The sequence below is a fragment of the Chthoniobacter flavus Ellin428 genome, from assembly GCF_000173075.1.
Classification (GTDB): domain Bacteria; phylum Verrucomicrobiota; class Verrucomicrobiia; order Chthoniobacterales; family Chthoniobacteraceae; genus Chthoniobacter; species Chthoniobacter flavus.
The window spans coordinates 14306-34735 of sequence record NZ_ABVL01000015.1; the positions used below are offsets into that span (position 1 = coordinate 14306).

The window sequence follows — 20430 nt, forward strand, 5'->3', positions numbered from 1 at the left end:
CAGCAGCCTGTTAGAGCCTGTTATGCACTTTGGAGAAGGGCGAAGAGTCCGCTGAGCATGAGGGAGACGGCGGCGATCCAGTTGAATCCGGCCAAAGTTTGACTGAGCCGTTCATAGTCTCGCGCCAAACGGCGGAAGCGCCCCAGCCAGGCAAAGGTGCGTTCGACGACCCATCGGCGGGGCAGCAGGACAAAGCCCTTTTTGGTTTCCTCCAGTTTGACGACCAACAAGTCGATGCCGTGCTCCTGGGCCTGCTGCGCGGCTGCTTGACCGGTGTATCCTTGATCGACAAAAGCGACCTGCACCGTCTGCCCACTGGCTTCCTGGACCTGCCGGCACAATTCGCCAACCTGGGCACGCTCCTGCTCGTTGGCTGGGGTGACGGTCAGCGCGAGCAGATGACCCAAGGTGTCCACGGCCGCATGAACTTTCGAGCCGCGTTTGCGTTTGTAGCCGTCGTAACCGGCCCGGGCACCGCTCTCGGGGACCGACTGCAAAGTGCGTCCATCGAGAATCACCGCGCTGGGCGCGCCGGCTCGCTCCTGCAACAGGCGCAGCAATTTGCGCAGATCGGCGGCGAGGCTCTCGAAGACTTGGGCGCGCAGCCAGCGCCGTCCATGCTGATAGACCGCGTGATAAGGCGGAAAATCCGCCGGCAAATAGCGCCACTGCACACCGGTCTTGGCCACATAGCGCAGGCCATTGAGGAGTGCCCGCAAGGGATATTCTCGCTGCGGCGCTTCTGGATCCATCAAGGTCACATACGGTGCACAAAATTCCCACTCCGCATCGCTCACGTCGCTCGGATAATGGGTCGTGTAATCTTTGGAGGTTTCGGCCATCCCCAGCTTCCAAAGCTAAACCATTCACTCGTACCAGCAAAAAGTGCATAACAGGCTCTAGGCCGGAAGCCTCAGCCAGTTGACTCGGCCATTTTTCCAGACGATGGTCCGGCACAGAGGAGCAACGTGGATCGACTCCCAAATTCTAAGAGGACGCGAGGAATTACCTCCGGCCACATGTCGGGGATCTCGTGAAAAGAATACCTCCAACTAGACCACCTCGTACTCAAATGGATAGGTGATCCGAACATCGCGTAAGATAAACCCGTTCGACTTCAGATACTCATATATGTCGCGAAACAGGGCCTGCCCCTTGTAAAGGCTCCGCAACTGCGTTTCCAATCGAATGCCCAGAACGTTTTGCAGTTTGGCCCCGAAACCGCGCAGGACATTATACTCAAATCCCTGTGCGTCGATTTTCATGCGTACGCATTCGCGCCCGTAAAAGCGGGCGAAGAGATATGTGTCGCCGTCGAGTGCGTCCAGGACGCAGCAGACAGGACTTTCTCGTCGTCGTCGGGACTCGCTAACCCAATTCAGGCTTTCTGGCTCTCACACCACTGCCACCACATCGAACGGTAGCAGGCTTCGATCTGTCGGGCGAAATGAGGGCCGTCCATCAATACCGATTTTTCCATTCGTTGGCGCAGTGTAGCTCGGAGTTCTCTCAGGCGTGGAATGTCGTTTGCGAGTTTCGTGGCGATCTCAACGTATTGATCCTCGGTGAATGCGACCAGTTCTGGCAGGCCGAGATTGTTTAATTGGCTCAAGCCCGCGCGGGAAACGGGCCGTTCACCGCAGAGGCTTACTACCGGCACCCCCATCCAAAGCGCATCCAAGCTTGTGGTGTGGCCGTTGTAAGGGAATGTGTCGAGGACGATGTCCAAGCGGTGATACAGTTCCAGGTATTCTTTACGCGGGCGTTGGGTAACGAATTCTATACGCTCTGGCTCGACGCCTTCTTGTGTGAAAAACTCGGACGTTCGTTGGCGATGGCTGCCTTCGTGGGCCAGGATGATTAAGCGGGAGTTATTCACCGCTGTGAGCACTCGTGCCCACAACTTGAGAAGCGGCTCGTTCACCTTGCAAAAATTGTTCAGGCTGCCAAATGTGATCCAGTTCGTGTTAACGGCTGACGAGCCATTCGCTTCAAGTTCGATGCCACACGGGTCGTAGCACCAAAAGCTGTCAATCAGATAGACATGTTCGTAGTCGGCAGTCTTCACGAGGAGACCATCCGAGTTCGGCGCCGCGCCTTGTTCGAGCCACTTATCACTGATCCGATAATTGATCGCTCTGACGCCGGTGCTTTCTGGATATCCGGCAAAACTAACTTGTATAGGAGCGGGTCGCTGCGAAAACGTTCGCAGTCGATTTCCACGCATATGCTGGGTAAGGTCCACGAGGATATCCACGTTATTTCCGCGAATCATGGATGAAAGATCTTCATCGCCGGTGTCTGCGATGTTATACCAATTGGAGGTGTGATCACGCAATCGTGCGGTCATGCCGTCGGTCATTTTGCTATTTGAATAGCAAAAAATCTCAAATCTCTCTGGGTCATGGTGCCTGAAGAGGGGGAGGAGATTTTGTCCTACGACATGCCCACGAAAATCGGGAGAGACGTATGCAACTCTCAACCTTCGGCTAGGATCGCGATTTGCCTCGTATGCGGGTTCGGTGGAGGGCGATGGAATTGCGATCTGAGTATTCCAGAGACGCTGTTCCTCTCGGATTTGCTCTTCGTTCCAGTCGGGACTGAAAAGGGAAGTGTAAATGATATTGGAGCGGAGGTGCGTAACGGACGAGTTTGACGAGAGGCCTCGACGATAGATGGCCAGCGCTTCGTTCACTTTGCCGCAGTCCCTGAAAACGTTCCCTAGATTGGTTATGGCCTCCATAAACATCGGCTCCAGGGTGAGGGCACGCTGATATTCGTCGACCGCTTGATCAAGGTTCCTCTGGTCTCTAAAAACGTTTCCCAAATTGAAATGCACGGTTGCATTGTCAGGTTGGAGTTGGAGCGCTGACCGAAACGCAGCAATTGCCTCGGCGAACCTGTTTAACCCCGCGAGGGCGACGCCTAGATTACTTTGGGCATCCGCAAAATCTGGATCAAGTGCGAGCGCGTGGTTGCATGCCGTTGCGCCTTCGGTGAACAACCCCTGTTCGATCAGCGTTGTGCCTAGATTGTTCCACGGCTGCGGAGCATTGGAATTCAGTTCGAGCGCACGACGGTATGCCTGTGTGGCTTCCTCGAGACGACGCTGCTCGGCGAGAGCCATTCCAAGATTATGGTATGCTTCAGGGAATTGCGGTTTTAATGAAATAGCATTTAGGTAGGCCGTGATCGCCTCGGCCGATTGCCCGGCCTTTGATAGAGCTGTGCCCAGGTTATTGAAAGCTTCTGCATAGTTCGGCCTGATTTGAATGGCTCTGCGATATGCAGCAACCGCGCTTTCGAAGTGTCCGCGTCTGGCCTCCGCATTTCCGAGATTGTTGTGAGCTTCCGCGAAATCTGGCTTGTACCGAATTGCACAGGCATAGGCGTTTATAGCCTGGTCGAGTTTGCCGCATTCCATCATGGTGATGCCCATGTTGTAGTAGGCCTCCGCATACTCCGGCTTGAGGACGATCGCTTTGCAAAAGGCCGCAAGAGCTTCTTCGAGCTTACCTTGGCTCCGCAGGGCGTTCCCGCGATTGTAGTGAGCCTCTGTGTAATCGGGTTTCAAAAGAATAGCGTGGTCGTAAGCCGCGATCGCTTCGTCAGTCCGGCCCTGCGCGGCAAGCGAATTGCCAAGGTTAGAATACGCCGCGGCATCCTCCGGATTTAATGCGATCGCCCTTTGCAGCAATTCCTGGCCCGTCTCATGCATTCCCAATTGGACCCGCAGAAGGCCAAGAAAATGAAGTGCCCTCACATGGTCGGGGCAAGCTTGGACAACCTTTCCGTAAAAAATCGCCGCTTCATCAAAATAACCAGCGCGGTGATATTGCTGGGCTAATTCAAAAGCTTCTCGAACCGAAAAATTTGGCATGTAGATTGCCTCAGCGTTAAAGGATGAGTGAATCTGTTTAAAAGGCAAAGGGAATGTGGGCGTTGGGGGGGAGCGGTGGAATGGGGTAAGGGGGCAGTCAAGAATGGTACTAAAGTAAGAACGCTTACGAAGATTCAAACCTTCCCCGGCTTATTAGCGGGTTCCGCAGTTTCGCACTGCTGTCGCCACGAATGGACAGACGCTTGGAGCGGCAAAAATGTTCAACTCGGGCATGTTTTCCGAGTTGTGGCCAATACAGGTTTTGCGGACGATCAGACGAAAATTCGTTCGAAGCAACTCAGTGGGATGCTTTAGATCGGGAGCGTCAGCCAGTTGACTCGGCCATTTTCCAGACCAATTGTCCGGCCCGAGGGGATGTCGTGGATCAGTTCCCAAATTCTAAGAGGACGCGAGGAATTACCTCCGGCCACATGTCGGGGATCTCTTGAAAAGAATACCTCCAACTCCACCACCTCGTACTCAAATGGATAGGTGATCCGAACATCGCGTAACATAAACCCGTTCGACTTCAGAAGCTCGTAAATGTCGTGAAACAGGGCCTGCCCCTTGTAAAGGCTCCGCAATTGCGTTTCCAATCGAATGCCCAGAACGTTTTGTAGTTCGGCCCCGAAACCTCGCAAAACGTTATACTCAAATCCCTGTGCGTCGATTTTCAAAAATGTCGGCACGGGAACTGTTCCGGTCGCGATGAGCGTATCAAAACGACGCATCGGCGCGGTGCCAGTACTGACAACCCGAAATATATCTCGATGCGGAAGACCGGCGAGGGCGTCCAAATCTGGTTCGAGAAATGATGAGTTGGCCGCGAACGCGGTGACGTAAAAAGGCCTCATGGCGTCGACGTCGCCCACCCCAAAGGCAAGATACGTGTCATTGGGGCTTATCGCCTTCAGTCGCTCGCACTCTGCGGGATCGATCTCAAATCCGATAATCTTCATTCGCTGTTGATCTCGCAGCATTTTGAGCAGGGGACTGTCTACGCCCCAGAGGGCCCCGACGTCGGCGTAAATGAGCGGAGCAGTAAGTTGTTCAGAAAGAGCAAGCACGGCTTGAATACGCGCTTTGAGATGATTCCGTGAGGCAAGATCGAGAACCGTTTCCATCTACTGTATCTCCGAACAAATGTATTGAGTAGTCAAGTCGTCGCCTCGAAGCCTGAATCCCCCTTTAGAACCGGTGGGAGGACTCGTTGAAATTTCCCCAAAAGACCGTTCTTGGACGCCTGAAGGGACTGAGTTCTGGTTTGAACTCGCATGGAGACGAGGTTCGGGGGTGATTGAGCCAAAATAGAGGCATACGCATTCGCGTCCGTAAAAGCAGATGAAGAGAGATGTGACGCCATCGAGTGCGTCTAGGACGCAACAGACAGGACTTTCTCGTTGTCGTCGGGACTCGCTAACCCAATTCAGGCTTTCTGGCTCTCACGCCACTGCCGCCACATCGAGCGGTCGCAGGCTTCGATCTGTCCGGCGAAATGGGGGGCCATCCATTAAGACGGACTTTTCCATTCGTTGGCGTAGTGTGGCGCGGAGTTCCTTCAGACGTGGAATGTCGTTGGCGAGTTTGGTGGCAATTTCGACGTATTGATCCTCGGTGAACGCCACAAGCTCGGGTAGGCCGAGATTGTTCAGTTGGCTCAGGCCGGCACGGGAAACGGGACGTTCGCCGCAGAGGCTGACTACCGCACTCTCATCTAGCAGGCTGCTGAAAAAAGAAGGAGTTCGTCAGAAAAAGTACAACCTTACCTGCGCGAGCGGGTTGGTCAGGGATGCGAGGACGTTCCACTGCCCAAACCAGCCTGATTACTTTGCTCAACGTCGAGAGCCGGATTCCGGAGCGGCATCCGATTCGCGAGATCAAGCGTCTGATCGGGAAAGTCTTTCGGGAATTGGATAGTTACTTTGATGATCTTTATGCCGAGGGCGGGCGGAGCTCGATTCCGCCGGAGCGCTTGTTGGGCGCCAAAGTATTGATGGCCCTCTATACGGTGCGCAGTGACCGGCAGTTTTGTGAGCGGCTGCGCTATGACCTGCTTTTCCAATGGTTTTTGGAGATCAATCCCGATGAAGAGGAAGCGATCTTCGATGCCAGTAGCTTTAGTAAGAACCAGGAGCGGCTGATCCGGCATGCCGCCGCGGAAATCTTCTTCGCCCGGGTGGTGGAGTTGGCGCGGGCAGGACGCTGGGCGAGCAACGAGCACTTCAGCGTGGACGGAACCCTGATCGAAGCGTGGGCGAGCATGAAGAGCTTTCGCCCGAAGGACGAGCCGCCGCAGGGCCCCGGAGCAGGCAACCCGTGGCAGGACTTCCATGGGGAGAAACGCAGCAATGACACCCATCAGAGCACGACCGATCCGCAGGCGAAGTTACTGCGCAAGGGTGCGGGCAAAGAAGCCAAGCTCTGCTTTGCCGGTCACGCGGTCATGGAGAATCGCACTGGCTTGTGCGTGCACTTCGAGGTCACGCCTTCGGTGGGGGTGACCGAGAGCGGCCAAGCGCTGGCGCAAATCCGGGAATTGCCCGACCGGGAGTTTGCGCCCCGCACGGTGGGAGCGGACAAAGGTTACCACAGCAAGGACTTCGTCCAGGGTTGCCGCGAACTGGGGGTGGCCCCGCACGTCGCCGAAGTCAAAGACCGACGGGTTGAAGGCTTTGATGGGCGAACGAAAAAGAAGGGCTACCAAACCAGTCAGCGCATCCGCAAACGGATCGAAGAAATCTTCGGCTGGATGAAAACCACCGGCGGGTTCCGCAAGACGCGCTATCGCGGTGTGGAGCGGACCCACTTTTGCGGGCAAATGGTGGTAGCAACCTACAACTTACTGCGCCTGGCCAAACTCAACTTGGAAGCGATGATGGCGGCCCCACCACCCACGGAGGTGGGCGCGTGAGCGCCCGGGTGTGGCGGAGTGCGCCCGGAGTTGGCGCACGGGGCGAGAAAACGCGGTGCACGGCCACCGCAAAACGCAAAAACTAACCTCTTTTCGTGAATTTGAGTGGCCTCACCTCAAAATTCCCCGCTTTTTCAGCAGCCTGCTAAAGCTTCCCACTCAGTTGCTTCGAACGAATTTGCGTCCGATCGCCCGCAAAACCTGTATTCATCAGGACCAGAGAGAAAATGCCGGGGAAGGGACTCGAACCCTTAAGGATTGCTCCACCAGATCCTAAGTCTGGCGCGTCTGCCAATTTCGCCACCCCGGCTTATCTGATTATGAAGGACTTGTGCAATTTCGAAGGGTCGAAATTGTCCGTGTGCCACTTTGACGTCCTGCCACGCCCCGACAGGCCGTGCACAGCTCCCTGGGAGCCGGCGCGCCGAGTCTGGATTTGGCAGGTCGTTCATGAGTGTTCCATTCCTAGCCGTCCGCGACACCAACCGCAAGCGCATCCGTGGTCTTTGGCAGCGCGGTGATAAATTCCACCTGCCGGTCCGGCTCCCGGGGAAAGTCCACACCCGCAAATTTCCGCTGCAAGCCGTTTCTCTTTCCGAAGCCAAAGAAGCGATGGAGGGAAAAATATCCTGCTGAATATCCGCCTCCGGCTTGGCAAGAGCATCCAATATTGCCGCACGAACTCCTGAAACAGTATTTCCCGACGCTCAAGAGCCGCTGGGTGCTGCCGAACCCAGCGGCTAAACCAGCCTAAGAAATCACCATTTAACGGCTCATCTTGGGCAACCCGTCGAGTCCGCAAGTCGTGGTGAATCCCCCCTCCTCTCAAGAACCGACCTTGACCCAGTGCTTCAGCCCTGCCGCGGGCGATGTGCTGCGCGTGGGGTCCACCCGCCGAGGTTTTCTCCAAACTGGGCTGGCGGGACTGGCGGGACTTTCCCTTCCCGCTCTCCTCAGGCAACACGCCATGGCTGCGGCAGGCGGAAAGGCGAAGAGTAAAACGAATGTCATTCTTTTCTGGCTGTCCGGTGGACCGAGCCATCTGGATATGTGGGACCCCAAGCCGGACGCGCCGCGGGAAATCCGCGGACCCTTCGGCCACATCCCCACGAAACTCCCCGGCATCCACGTTTGCGAGCATCTTCCTCTGACGGCGCGGCTCATGGACAAGCTAACGCTCATCCGCTCGGTGGATTGCAGCGCCAGCGATCACACCCCGATCACGATGCAGGCAGGTAATCCGCTGGCCCGGCGCACCAATGACGGTAAAGACGGCGCGGGTTATCCTTCCATGGGGTCGATCGCCGCAAAATTCCGCGGCTCGAATGCCCCCGGAATACCGGGCTTCATCGCCCTGGCGCCATCCTTGAAATCCGATGTGTGGGGCGCCGGCCACATGGGCAGTGCTTACGAGCCGGTGGATGGCAAGGATTTGGCAGGGCGGCTCGCGTTGGTCAATGGACTTACCGTCGAGCGGCTCGGCGACCGCCGCACGCTGGCCGAGCAAATGGACCAGTGGAAGCGTCAGCTCGGAGCCAACCCGGAAATCACCGCCACCGATCAATACACCCAGCAAGCCTACGATGTGCTCCTCACCGGCCGGGCCCAACGTGCCTTCAATCTCGATGAGGAGAAGCCGGCGCTGCGCGATGCGTACGGTCGCGACAGTCTCGGCGAGAAGGCTCTGCTCGCGCGGCGCCTCGTCGAGGCCGGCGTGACCTTCGTCACGGTCAGCGGGGCTTGGGGCTATTTCGATCATCACGGCGACAATGTCCAGTGGGGCGGTATCGAAAAGGGGCTCAAGCCTCTCCTCCCAGTGGTGGATCGTACTTTGCACGCCATCGTCACGGATTTGGAAGATCGCGGTTTGCTGGACAGCACGCTGGTCCTGATGATGGGCGAATTCGGCCGCAGCCCGGTCATCAATGCACAGGCGGGCCGCGATCACTGGCAACGTGTCATGTCGATGGTCATGGCGGGCGGTGGCTTGCGTCACGGTCAGGTAATCGGCAGCACCGACCGCAAGGGTTACGACATCGAAAGCCGCCGGGTTGGTCCGTCCGACCTGGCCGCCACGGTCTTTCATCATCTTGGCATCGAGCAAAACTCCCAGTGGATCGACCCGCAGGGGCGCCCTCGGCCGATCGTTACCGAAGGCGGGCGGGTTATTGAGGAGTTGTTGTAACGATCTTCAGCATCGCTGGAGCGCACTCCACAGCTCTGCACCAGTCGCAGGATTTCATCACTATGATTGCCCGCATATTGCTTCTGTTCCTCGCGATGGCCGCCATGGTTCTCGCCGCGGAGCAACCGCGCGCTACCCTCGGCGATTCTGTCGTGGAGCCGGATTGGACCCAGCGTCTCACCATCACCGTCGGGCCCGCGAATGCGGACCTGGTTGGCACTACGGAAAAGCCGATCCAGGCCGCGGTCGATTACGTCGCGCGGCTCGGAGGTGGCACGGTGAAGATTCTTCCCGGCACCTACCGGCTGCGAAATGCCGTGTATCTGCAGTCCAAGGTCCGCCTGCTCGGCAGCGGCCCGGACACGGTGCTGATCAAGCAGCCCTCTTCCACCACGACGCTCGCGGCGGATAGCGATTGGTTCGATCAGGAAATCACCCTTACGGATGCAAGTGGTTTCGAAATCGGCGACGGCATTTGCCTGCGCACCAAAAACGGCGGCTCTGGCGATGCCGAAACGGTGAAGCGCACCCTCGTCGCGCGCATCGGCAACCGCTTCAAGCTCGACCAGGGGCTGCGCAAGAATTTCTGGCGCGCCGGCGAGTCGAAGGTTTCGACGCTCTTCCCCATTCTCTCCGGCGAAAATCTCGCCGATCTCGCGATCGAGAATCTCGTCCTCGACGGCGACCGCGCGCACAACGAAAACCTCGATGGCAACTATGCGGGCTGCATCTTTCTGCAGGAGTGCAATCGCGTGACGATCCGTGGCGTGACCGCGCGCAATTACAACGGCGACGGAATCAGTTGGCAAATCTGCCACGATGTCCTCGTCGAAAATTGTGTAAGCGAAGGCCACGCCGGACTCGGCCTGCACCCCGGCTCCGGCTCGCAACGTTCGGTCATCCGCGGCAATCGTATCGTCGGCAATCGCATCGGCATTTTCTTTTGCTGGGGCGTCCGCGACGGCCTCGCGGAAAAGAACCATGTCGAGGGCAACGAGACGGGCATCTCCATCGGCCACCACGATACGGACAACATCATCCGCGGCAATGAAGTGATCGATAGCAAGAAAAGCGGTGTTCTCTTCCGGCCCGAGCGCGGCAAGGATTTCACCGGCAACCGCAATCGCATCGAAAACAACCGGCTGGTGGACAACGGCGCGGATAATGGCTTTGCCGTGGACATTCAGGGCGGGACGGAATCCATCGTGCTCGCCGGCAACGAGATCATCGAGACACGCAAAGGGACGCGCACCGCGATCCGCCTGGGTCCGGATACGCGTGACATCACGATGGATGGCAATCGGATCGAAGGTTTCACGAAGAGCGTGGAAGGCGAAAAGCCCGCCGCAACGCACTAAATATGCTCTATTTTTCGGCAGCGACTGCCTGCTGAACGGGGACTGGCGTGAGGGACTTGATCAGCTTGCCCGAGGTCGTGTCCCACACCTGCACGACACCGGTCTTGCTGCCGAGGATGAGGCGGCTGCCGTCGTGGTTAAGAGCGACGCTGAGCACCGGCGCCGGGACGTTGGGGATGGTGATTTTGCGTTGCCGGGTCTCGGTCAGGTAGATGCGGACTTCGGGCGCACGGGTGGCGACCGCCAGCAGCTTACGATCGCCGCTGGTCGCCAGGGCCATGACCACGTCGGGTTGCGCCTCGAAGGTGCGCACGTACTGGGCGCGGTTGCTCACGGGGCGGGCGCCGTTACCCGAGCCTGTCACTTCGACGCCCACGAGGGGCTGCTTAAAGTCGTAGCCGAAGGAGAACCCCCGCCTTTCCGCCGGAGATGGCGGTCAGCGGGTCGGCGGCGACGGCGTTGATCATCTCCGGGGATTGATCTACGGAGCGCAACAGGTTCAGGCCTTCCACGCTGCTGAGCTTCGTGGTCTTGTCGCGGCTGCCGGTGATGAGTTGCTTGCCATCAGCGGTGAAGGCCACCGCGGTCACCCAGTCGCTGTGCAACTCGATGTTTTTGACCGGCGCCTTCTCGTCGACCGGAATGAGGTAAACCGCCCCGGTGGGGCCGCCAACCGCAATCGTCTGGCCGTCGGGCGCGAAGTTGCCCTTGAAGAGCGTGTCGGTGCCCACGCGGCGAGCGGACTCCCGAGTCCCGTCGGCGGCGTGGAAGAAGATGATGCCGCCAAATTGCTGCGGCGAACCACCGGCCACAGCCAGCCGCTGGCCATCGGGACTCAGCTCGACGTGATTGATGAGGTCGAAGTCGGTCGGCAACCGGCGCGGCGTCACGTCGTCATCCACATTGAACGTCACCACTTCGCTGCGGCACGCGACCGCGGCGAACTTGCCGTCAGAGCGGATGGTCACGCTCGAGATGGCCGGGGCATAGGCGTAAAACTGCGGGATGGTCACTGGCGGCACATCGGACTTCGGCGGGCCGTCGATTTTGCCACCTTGCGCGATCCAGTCTTGCAGGACCTTCACCTTGGCGCGCGAGAGCGGCGCATCATTCTGCGGCATCTCCGGCTCGTCGCCGGTGACCTGGTCGATGAGTTCGCTGTCGTCCGGCTTGCCAACGACGAAGAGCGGGCCGCTTTTGCCGCCCTTCAGCAAGGCGGCGACGTCATCGAGGCGCAGTCCGCCCTTCTTCTTTTGCTCGCTATGGCAGCCGATGCAGTGGCGCTTGAAAATCGGCCAGACCTCGCGCTGAAAACTCACGTCGGCGCCACTGGCGTGGACGGCCCAAAATAACCCGAGGATGAGAGTGAGACGACGCATCACGATTATTGCAGCATGGTGAAGTCGCGGCTGTTGAGCAGCGCCCACATCAGGTCCTGCGCGGCCTCGTTGCGCTTGTCACCCGCGTCGGTGATGAACTGCGCCGCGATGGTGTGTTCCTTTTCCGTGGGCCGGCGCGCGAGCGACCAGAGATACAATTGGTCGATCAATTCATCGTCGTTCGGTTTTTTGGCGAGCAACAGCGCCGGCCGGCCGGCGGGATTCGTCACGCGGTTGAGGATGGCCTGGCCGTTGATGAAGTGCAGGGCCTGGAGCATGTTCGTGCTCAGGTCGCGTTCGCACTCGCAGGCATCCATGCGCTGCGGTTTGCCGAAGATTCCGAGGAAAGTGCTCTGGACGTTTCCATCCGGGAATTGCGCGGCGGTGAACCCCGCGGGGACACCGCCGAAATTCTCCTTCACCCCGGTGGCCTGCACCACCGAGTCCAACATGGCCTCCGCTGGAACACCGCCCGGAATAGCGTGGGAGAAATTCATATCATCGTGCGCGTTGGTCTCGTTGGTCAGCGAGCTGCGCTGGTAGGTTTCGGACATCACGATGACTTTCATCAGGTGGCGCATGTCGAAGTGATGCTCCACGAATTCCTTAGTCAGCGAATCGAGCAGCGGGCCGTTGATGGGCGGATTCGTGGAGCGCAGATCATCCACCGGATCGATGATGCCGCGGTGGAAGAAGTAGCTCCAGATGCGGTTGGTGAGGCTGCGGGCGAAGTGCGGATTTTCCGGCGTGGTCAGCCAGCGGGCGTACTCGGCGCGCCGGTCGGTGCCGGTGTCCAGCTTCGGCTCGCCGCCACCGAGATAGCGCGGAGGCTGCACCTTGGTGGTGCGCGGGTTGGTGGAGTACGGCGCGGCCAGGTTCACCAGGATGGTCTTCGCGTTCACGACCCCCACCTGGTGCGGGTCGGGCTTGATCGACACCTGGTTGAAGAAGCTGTGCAATCCGTAGTAATCGCCCTGTGTCCAATGCTCGAACGGGTGTGGATGACACCGCGCGCAGAGCATGCGCACGCCGCAAAAAACCTGGGTCACCCGCTGGATGGTATCATCGGGATCCTTGCTCACCGCGTAAAAGGCCGAGGCGGGATTGTCTATCGAGCTGCCGCGCGCCGTGATGACCTCGCGCGCAAATTCGTCAAGCGGCATGTTGCGAGCGATGGCGGCGCGAATCCACTCGCGGAAAGCGTATACGCCGCGGTCGCTGGAGGTGTTGCGGGAGTTTTGCAACAGGTCACCCCACTTGAGCGACCACCAGTCCACGAACTCACTGCGCTCCATCGTGGTCTCGATGATCTTCTCGCGCTTCGCGGGATCCTGATCCGCGACAAAGGCCAGCACCTGCTCGGGCGTGGGTTGAATGCCGATCAGGTCCACCATCAGCCGGCGCAGGAAATGTTCGTCGTCGGTCACCTCGGAAGGCGTGATCCGCAGGTCATTCAACTTCGCGACCACGTCCCGGTCGATGATATTGTCCTGCGGCACCGGCGCCGGCTTGAAGCCTTTGTCCGGCGGCAGCACGATCAGATTAGCCCACGGCGAAAATCCCCTCGTAGCGCGCGACGATCGCGGTCTCGCCAAGGCTGTTCACGCTTACCAATCCCACGTCATCCACCTTGGCCACGCGCTCGATGTTCACGTTGAAAATGCCCGTGCGCGAGACATCCCGCACCGAGCCGTCGCTGTATTGCGCGACGAGCTGGAACTGCTGTTTCGTTTTCGGAAGGCTGACGATCTTTTCCGGATGAATGGTGACCGAGACGAGCTTGGGCAAGTCGGGCGGATCGTCCTTGGCGCTCTCTGCGATCCAGCGCCGCAGCGCCTCGTGCATCACGCTGCCGCGGTCCATGCGCACGCCGCCTTCGTGGGGTAAATCGCCGAGGGGCTTGAGCAGGAGGAGACTGGCGTCGGGGTTATTCCGGTTGATCCGGCGCTCGGCAAATTCGTCCGTGAGCGCGAGATAGTCCTTCTCCGGATCCGCGCCGCGCAGGGAGAGCTTGAAGCCGTTTTTTCCGAGGGAATAACCGTGGCAGGCGCCCGCGTTGCAGCCGGCCTTGGAGAGCACCGGCATGATGTCCTGACGGAAGCTGATATCCACCGGGGTGCTCGGGAGTTGCACCGTCACCGCCACGGTCGCGATGCGATCGCCGGCTTGCGCCGTGATGGTGGCCTGCCCGTTGGCCACCGGCTGGATCCAGCCGGTGGAATCGACCTGCGCAACTTGTTCGTTGTCGCTACGAAAGGTCGCGTCCGAGGTAAGATCGACATCGTAACCGCGCTGCGTCCGCCCGCGGACGAGCACAGAGTGCGGGCGCTGGAGATTGGTGAGAGTCACCGAGGAGGGAGTGGCCTCGAGGTTGCCGGTGAGATCCGGAGGAATTGCGGCGACGGCTGGCCAGCTCGGCAGCAGGGCGCAGAGAAAAAGAAGGCACGGTCTCATATCAAGGTTTAGTGGGGCGGCGCGGCAATGGGGAGTTCCGCCTGGAACGGGCGTCTCGCCTGCCGCTTTCGGCGTATCGCTGGAGACAGGTGTGCCACTCCCCTTCCCGGGCGACAGGATCGTCAGTGTCACCGGGTTATCGCGGCTGCGCACCTGCAAGGGACCAAAAGGCTTGCCGGTGCCAAAGATTTTCGGGCCGGCATATTCGCCCGGTTTGAAAGTCGGCGGGATTTTCAAGGTGAATTTGAAATCCGTGGCGCCGGCCTTGACGGTGACGGCGGGCGGCGCCGCGATGCCGGGAGGGAGATCGGACATGGTCAGGAGAATATCGCCCACGGCGCCTTCGAGTCGTTCGACCTTGCCGGTGATCTCCACGGTGGCTCCGGCTTTTGGGTCGAGCTGGATCGGCGCCGGCGCATGGGGCTTCACGGCCAGAGGATTCACCACCGGAATCTCCTGCACCGGTGTGTAGGCCACCGCCTCGACCGTGCGTCGGTCGCGCTTGAGCAATTCGGCCTTGAAGGCGATCTGGTGCGGGATCTCCGGCAATTCCGCGGGAACCGCCACCGCAACCTCGACATCGTTCTTCGCCTTCTGCGCCGCTTCGTCTGCCGCCGCCTTCGTCTTCTCGATCGCGGCCTGTGCTTCTTCGACTTTCCCGGCGAGCGCTTCGGCAGCGGTGTCGTCTTTGTTGGCTTCAACTGCTTTCTGTGCAGCGGCGAGGGCGGCTTGCGCAGTGGCGATGACGTTGAACGCTGCTTGCGCGTTCTTGTCCTCCTCAATGAGTACGGCCTTTTCTTCGCGGAGATTGAGGGCCGCATTTTGCGCCGCGACCTTGCCGGTTTTTCGTCCCTGGCTGGTGAGCAGCGTGAGCCGCACCGGGCCATCATGACCGGGCGGCCGGGTGCACGTCACCGGCAGCACGAAGCGTCCTCCCAGCGGCACCTTCTTTTCAGCCACCGCCGCGCCCCATCTCACGGAAAAGGCGACATCCGATTTGGCAGCGCCAGCCAGCGCGACGCTCTGCGCGAGCCATGGCTGGAACCGGCCCAACTGGATGCTCTCCACGCTGGCCGCAGCTTCGCCATCTTTCCCTCGGCCCTTGAGGCCGATAATGAGCGGAGGCAATGGGGCGTCGCTCGAAAGCGTAACCAGTGTGGCAGTGGCTTGGGCGGGCACGTTCTGCCCGGAGATCTTCACGCTATCCGGCAGATGATCGAAGACCAGGTCGATCGGGCCATCGTAACCGGCGCGCACGGCTTCGACCTTGAAGACATTCGAGAGGCCCGGCTCCAGCGTGTGGCTGTCTTCGGTGAGCGCCAGTGTGAAGCCGGCCGGATTCTCCTGCCCCTTGCGCGTCGCGGAGAGCCGGTAAATGCACCGGGGTCCGGCGTGGCCGTTGACGTCGCGGACCACGGCAATGAGCTTGGTGACCCCCGGTGGGACCTTGTATGTGAGGCGCGGGTCGGGGCCGTCGGGCGTGTCGTCGTTGATGGCCAGGCGCGCACCCTTTGCATCACGCAGTTCCAGTTCCGCGTCGATCGGCGAACCGAGCGTGTCGGCCGCGACCGCAATGTCCACTTCGGTCTCCGGTTCCACGGTCAGTTCATAGGCATCCGTTTCGTTGGATTTCGAGATGCGCCCATTGACCGCGACGGGTAACGCGCCCAGCGCTTGCGGCGCGGTGCCGTTCCGCTCTTCCACCAATTCGCGCAAGTCGCTCAGTAAGACCGGGGCCTGCGGCCCGCTCGCGTTCGCGGGTTCCGGCCACGGCGCCGGCACCGCTGGGTCTTCCGTGGTGGACGACACGCGGACCGTGTGGGTCTCCCCGGTGCGCCCCACCAGCTCAACCTCCGTGGTCACGCCGCGCTGGACCGTGGAGGGGAAGGCAAGATCGGCATAGGACCACTGGCCGATTTTCAGGCAGACTGTCCGGGCGCTGCGGCCGCGTATTGCAAGTCGTGGATTTGCAGGCGGTACTCGCCGTCCGCCGGCAGTTTCGCCTCGAGCCGGGTATCCCCGCGTAGCTCGGCCATCGGCAGGCTGAACTCCACGAGCTTGTTCCCCGGGCCGTACAGATTCAGCACTGGGCGCACCTTGCTCTCCAGCCGTTGCGCCTCCATTTCGCAGATGACTTCCTGCCCCATTTTGCCGTGGAAAGTGACTTCCTTCACCTCGCTGCCGGCGAGCGTGCCGTGCAAGGCGACGGGCAGGGCATCGACCTTGGCGGCAAATGGCTTCTGCCCCAGCGAATCGGTGGCGAAAATCCCGCGCGCGGACACGCCATGGTCCGTGACGAGCCACCAGTTTTCGAAACCCGGCTGCGCGCCCGGCGCGAGCTCCACCTCGAGCGTGATCCGATTCGGACTGGCGCCGTTCTTGAGAGTCTGGCGGGCGAGCCGCGCGGTGGTGAGCAGGCGGGGATTCGGCAATAAATCGGTCCCGGTAAACGTGAGAGAATTCACTTTGCCGATCTGCAATCCGCGCACGTCGAGACTCGTGACGACTGGCGGCGCAGCGGACAGCGCGAGCGCGGCTCCCAGGAAAAAGACCGCCCCGGCTCCAGCACAGCGAAGGTTCGGAAGCACGCTTCTCATTCGGCTGGCGGAAAAGATCAGGCGAACAGCTCGTGGATCGGCTCGGAGTCGATGAGACGCACCGGACGGCCGCCCGGTCCGGGCAGCATCGTCGTTTCGAGGTCGATACCCATCGCCTGGTAAATGGAGGCGATCACTTGCGGCGGTTCCACGGGGCGATCATGCGGCGCGGCGCCGATCTTGTCCGTCGAACCGATAACGCGCCCGCCGCGGATCGGGCCACCCGCGAGGAAATTCGTGAAGGCCGAGGGATAATGATCGCGCCCACCGCGTGCATTAATCTTAGGCGTGCGGCCAAATTCGCTGATGACCGCGATGACCGTTTCCTCGAGCATCCCACGCTGTTGCAGGTCTTCGAGGAGCGCGGTGAAAGCGAGGTCGAACTGCGGGCAGAGCACGTGCTCGTAGTCGGCGTAGGTGTTGTTCAGGCTGCTGCCGTCGGCGTGCATGTCCCAGCAGGAGATGCCGAAGACGGTGTCGAACTGGTTGACTGTGACGAAGCGCGTGCCGCGCTCGATGAGCCGCCGGGCCATCAGGCAGCTTTGGCCGAAGGTATTGCGCCCGTAACGGTCGCGCAGCTTTGGCGACTCTTCGTTGAGATCGAAAGCTTTCTTGGTTTCCGGGCTGGTGAGGAGATTGAAAGCGCGGGCATACGCGGTGTCGCGCTCCAGAGTGCCACTCGTCTCGACCTGCCGTTGCACGTCGTCGATCTCGTGGAGCAGCTTGCGGCGCGCTTCCACGCGCAGGTCCGACTGGCCGGCCGGCGATTCCAGGTCGGCCACCTTGAAATCCGACCGTGCTGGATCACTGCCGAGGATGAACGGCTGATGGGCGCTGCCTAGATAGGCGCTCTCCTGGCCGTGCGGCGTGGTCGTGCCGGTGTTGCCGATGCCGGCGGGGAGCACGATCGAGGCGGGGAGATCGCCGCGCGACCCATAGACCCGCGAAATCACCGAGCCGATGTGCGGCTGCTTGTTCGCGGCATCGAAGTCATGCCCGGTCATCATCCAGCGCTGGCCGTTTTCGTGCGAGGCGCCGGTACTGTAGTGGAGGCTCCGGATGAGCGCGACCCGGTCCATGATCCGCGCCATGCGTGGGAAATGCTCGCAGATCTGCACACCGGGAACGCTGGTGGAAATCGGCTTGAACTTACCGCGAATATCCTCCGGGGCGTCCGGCTTCATATCCCACGTGTCGAGGTGCCCAGGCGAACCGACGAGGAAAAGGGTGATGCAATTGCGAATCTTCGCCTTCTTCTCGTCCACTACGCCGGCGGCCTGGAGATGGAGCCAGTTCGGCAGGCTCAGGCCGGCCATCGCCGCCGCCCCGACCTGCAGGAAGCTGCGCCGGGTGCCCCCGGAACAAAGAGGTAAATACTGGTTTCCGATGTGCAACATATTGGGGGGCTTTTGGGTTGCGGCGTTGGACGTTAGATCGTGTAAGAGACCGGGTCAGAAATATTGATGTATTTGCTCTCGGTGAACTTGCCGTCCTTATCCTTCTTGTAGTTCACGTAATAAAACTGCTGTAGAACGACCTCGTACTTTCCCGGAGTGGTATCCGGGTGCTCGTAGGTGAGGTCCAGCCCGGCTACCATCGTGGCAATCTCTTTCCCGTCCCGCTTGATTTGCCACTGTAAACGCGTGCCCCAGTCGTTGGTGACGTCACTTCGGGTCACTGCTTTTCCGGCAAGCTGCAGCGTGGCTTTGGGTGTGCCTTCCAGTTTTTGGTCCATGGTAATGGGGGGATGGTTGGGAAGAAACCGACGAACGTTCGATGAACGCTTATCCTGGTTAGTCGGTTTTGTTAGGAAGTTTGTCCCCTCCCCCTGGAACGATGGTTAAGTTTGCCTCGAACTGCTGACCAGCACCAGCGTACCGGTGCCCGCTTGGGTCAGGCCGCCAGACCGGTAATCGTGGAAGCGAAGTCTGTGCCTTGGGTAACGTCGGTTTCGCCGGGGAGTCGCCGATTTTCGACTTGTCCGGGAAGTTTGATCCTATCGTGCCGCTATCGCCGCGATGGGGAGTGAGAAGCTGAAAATCGCGCCGATCTCCCGATGGTTGCGCGCTTCGATGCGGCCGCCGTGGCTCTCGATGATGCGCCGGCAGATGGAGAGTCCCATTCCGAGTCCATCGGCCTTCGTGGAAAAAAAGGGATCGAAGATGTGGCTCAACCGATCCGGCGGGACGCCGTGGCCGCGGTCCCGAATCCGCACCACGACCGTCTCCGCTTCCGTCCGGGTCTCCACGTCGATGGCACGATCCCCCGACGCGTTGCTGTTCATCGCCTGGGTCGCATTGATGAAAAGATTGACCAGCACCTGCTGCAATTCCACGCGGGCCACGGCCACGGGAGGCAGGCTCGGGGCGAGCGAGAGGTGCAATCCCACCCGCTCTCCGATCATCTCACCGCGCAGCAATTCCAGCACTTCGATGACGAGGTCGTTGAGGCTGTACGATTCGCGCGTCGCGGGGTGCTTTCTGACCATCGCCCGTAGATTGTGGACCACCCCACCAGCGCGTTTGTCGTCGCGCACGATATCGTCGAGGATCGCGTGGAGTTCGTCCGGATCACTTTCTCCATTCTCGAGAAAGCGCCGTGCGGCCTGGGCGTTGCTGAGAATGGCCGCCAGCGGTTGATTCAACTCGTGGGCGATCGCCGCGGCCAATTCGCCGAGGGAAGCAATGCGCATGGCGTGGGCCAGCTCGTCGCGGAGTTGCTCTTCGCGCATTTCCGAGCGCTGCCGCGCCACGACATTGCCGATAATCTGGGCGACTAATTTCAACTCGGCGATCACATCGTCCCGCCACTTGCGCTCCGCTTGCAGCGTGGCAAAGGCGAGCGCGCCAAAGGTTTTGCCATTGGCAATGAGCGGAAAGGTCAGGCATGACTTCGTCCCTTGTTGGGAAAATACCTGAACATCACGCGCCGCCCTCGCAGGGAGTTCACCGACCGTCGAGAAGCAGACGCATCCTCCTCGTAAGAGTTCGTCATGAATCCACGGCAGACATGCCCCCATCGAAAGATCCGGCGGCAGCGGCGGAAGACCATCCCGTTGCCAGTAATGGGTGACACTCATATCCGCCCCGTGCTCCCCCAGTTGCCAGAGCATGCTACGGTCCAACCCGAGCGCCTCCCCGACGAGACTTTGCGTCGTCTGGATGGCGGCATCCACTTGCGCGGACGGCACGGCGACGAAACGCGCGGATAGATCGGCGAGCAGCCGCTGGAGCCGGTGCATTTCCGAGAGCTCGTTCTCGACGCGTTTCTGCTCGGTAATATCCGCGCCAATCACGACGAACTGCCGAAGCTTTTCCTCCTCGTCGAGCAGCGGCACAATCGTCGCCGAAATCCAGAAGCTCGTGCCATCCTTGGCGTGGAACTGAATCTCTCCCCGCCAGCGGGAATCGTGCGCCATGCAGTCACGGAGTTCGTAGAGCAATACATGTGGATAGCGTTCGGAGACGATGGCCCGGTAGTCCTGTCCCACCAACTCGTCGCCGGACAATTGAGAAATCGCACAGAACCGTTCGCTGACGAAAGTAATGCGCTCCTGCGCATCGACAATAACCACGATGGCATGCTCATCAAAGGCCGCCTTCACGTCCGCTGACTCCCTGAGCCACATCGGGAGCGCATCGCGTTCAACGGTCTTCATCATCCGTT

The 20430-nt window shown here is 60.1% G+C and carries 16 protein-coding genes and 1 tRNA gene; 3 read left to right on the plus strand and 14 right to left on the minus strand.

The features are described from left to right. Window positions 1–20: 20 nt before the first annotated feature. The 5 genes from CFE428DRAFT_RS21255 to CFE428DRAFT_RS21275 form a co-directional block, all read right to left on the minus strand. Complete coding sequence (locus tag CFE428DRAFT_RS21255) at window positions 21–842, minus strand: IS5 family transposase (protein WP_006981711.1); 822 nt, start codon at window positions 840–842, stop codon at window positions 21–23. Window positions 843–1052: 210 nt separating this feature from the next. Further along, complete coding sequence (locus CFE428DRAFT_RS39980; RefSeq protein WP_131990207.1) at window positions 1053–1382, minus strand: FkbM family methyltransferase; 330 nt, start codon at window positions 1380–1382, stop codon at window positions 1053–1055. Continuing rightward, window positions 1379–3928: a tetratricopeptide repeat protein gene (locus CFE428DRAFT_RS21265; RefSeq protein WP_237705540.1), complete on the minus strand. Its 2550-nt coding sequence runs from the start codon at window positions 3926–3928 to the stop codon at window positions 1379–1381. The genes CFE428DRAFT_RS39980 and CFE428DRAFT_RS21265 overlap by 4 nt, the downstream gene beginning before the upstream one ends. Window positions 3929–4191: 263 nt before the next feature. Beyond that, window positions 4192–5004: an FkbM family methyltransferase gene (locus CFE428DRAFT_RS21270; RefSeq protein ID WP_006981714.1), complete on the minus strand. Its 813-nt coding sequence runs from the start codon at window positions 5002–5004 to the stop codon at window positions 4192–4194. 318 nt (window positions 5005–5322) lie between these two features. Beyond that, a complete protein-coding gene (locus tag CFE428DRAFT_RS21275; protein WP_083805274.1) occupies window positions 5323–5601 on the minus strand; it encodes an O-linked N-acetylglucosamine transferase family protein in 279 nt (92 codons plus the stop codon). A 68-nt stretch (window positions 5602–5669) separates the two neighbouring features. Between CFE428DRAFT_RS21275 and CFE428DRAFT_RS21280 the strand changes: the two genes are divergently transcribed. Further along, window positions 5670–6791, plus strand: coding sequence for an IS5-like element ISCfl1 family transposase (locus tag CFE428DRAFT_RS21280; RefSeq protein ID WP_006981710.1), 1122 nt, complete (start codon window positions 5670–5672; stop codon window positions 6789–6791). Window positions 6792–7019: 228 nt separating this feature from the next. Here CFE428DRAFT_RS21280 and CFE428DRAFT_RS21285 read toward each other — a convergent pair. After that, window positions 7020–7101: transfer RNA gene (locus CFE428DRAFT_RS21285), tRNA-Leu, on the minus strand. 657 nt (window positions 7102–7758) lie between these two features. Between CFE428DRAFT_RS21285 and CFE428DRAFT_RS21290 the strand changes: the two genes are divergently transcribed. Further along, on the plus strand, window positions 7759–8976 hold the full coding sequence (locus tag CFE428DRAFT_RS21290) for a DUF1501 domain-containing protein (RefSeq protein ID WP_006981716.1): 1218 nt from the start codon (window positions 7759–7761) through the stop codon (window positions 8974–8976). Between the two features lie 62 nt (window positions 8977–9038). Then, entirely contained in the window at window positions 9039–10334 is a 1296-nt protein-coding gene (locus CFE428DRAFT_RS21295; protein ID WP_006981717.1) for a right-handed parallel beta-helix repeat-containing protein, read from the plus strand. 7 nt (window positions 10335–10341) lie between these two features. Here CFE428DRAFT_RS21295 and CFE428DRAFT_RS21300 read toward each other — a convergent pair whose 3' ends face one another. The 8 genes from CFE428DRAFT_RS21300 to CFE428DRAFT_RS34145 all read right to left on the minus strand — a co-directional run bounded on the left by CFE428DRAFT_RS21300 (window position 10342) and on the right by CFE428DRAFT_RS34145 (window position 20425). Next, window positions 10342–10668, minus strand: a complete 327-nt coding sequence (locus CFE428DRAFT_RS21300) for a WD40 repeat domain-containing protein (protein ID WP_157447590.1) — start codon at window positions 10666–10668, stop codon at window positions 10342–10344. A gap of 52 nt (window positions 10669–10720) precedes the next feature. Next, window positions 10721–11713, minus strand: a complete 993-nt coding sequence (locus CFE428DRAFT_RS21305) for a c-type cytochrome domain-containing protein (protein WP_006981719.1) — start codon at window positions 11711–11713, stop codon at window positions 10721–10723. 5 nt (window positions 11714–11718) lie between these two features. After that, entirely contained in the window at window positions 11719–13248 is a 1530-nt protein-coding gene (locus CFE428DRAFT_RS21310; protein WP_006981720.1) for a DUF1549 and DUF1553 domain-containing protein, read from the minus strand. 7 nt (window positions 13249–13255) lie between these two features. Continuing rightward, complete coding sequence (locus tag CFE428DRAFT_RS34140; protein WP_006981721.1) at window positions 13256–16030, minus strand: Ig-like domain-containing protein; 2775 nt, start codon at window positions 16028–16030, stop codon at window positions 13256–13258. 56 nt (window positions 16031–16086) lie between these two features. Next, complete coding sequence (locus CFE428DRAFT_RS21320; RefSeq protein ID WP_157447591.1) at window positions 16087–16755, minus strand: hypothetical protein; 669 nt, start codon at window positions 16753–16755, stop codon at window positions 16087–16089. Window positions 16756–16781: 26 nt separating this feature from the next. Then, window positions 16782–18161 (minus strand): DUF1501 domain-containing protein, encoded by a 1380-nt coding sequence (locus CFE428DRAFT_RS21325; protein WP_006981723.1) that lies wholly within the window; start codon window positions 18159–18161, stop codon window positions 16782–16784. Window positions 18162–18193: 32 nt separating this feature from the next. Continuing rightward, entirely contained in the window at window positions 18194–18499 is a 306-nt protein-coding gene (locus CFE428DRAFT_RS21330; RefSeq protein WP_006981724.1) for a hypothetical protein, read from the minus strand. Between the two features lie 261 nt (window positions 18500–18760). Then, window positions 18761–20425 carry an ATP-binding protein gene (locus tag CFE428DRAFT_RS34145; protein ID WP_049975707.1) on the minus strand — a complete coding sequence of 555 codons (1665 nt, stop codon included), beginning with the start codon at window positions 20423–20425 and terminating at the stop codon, window positions 18761–18763. Window positions 20426–20430 lie beyond the last annotated feature (5 nt).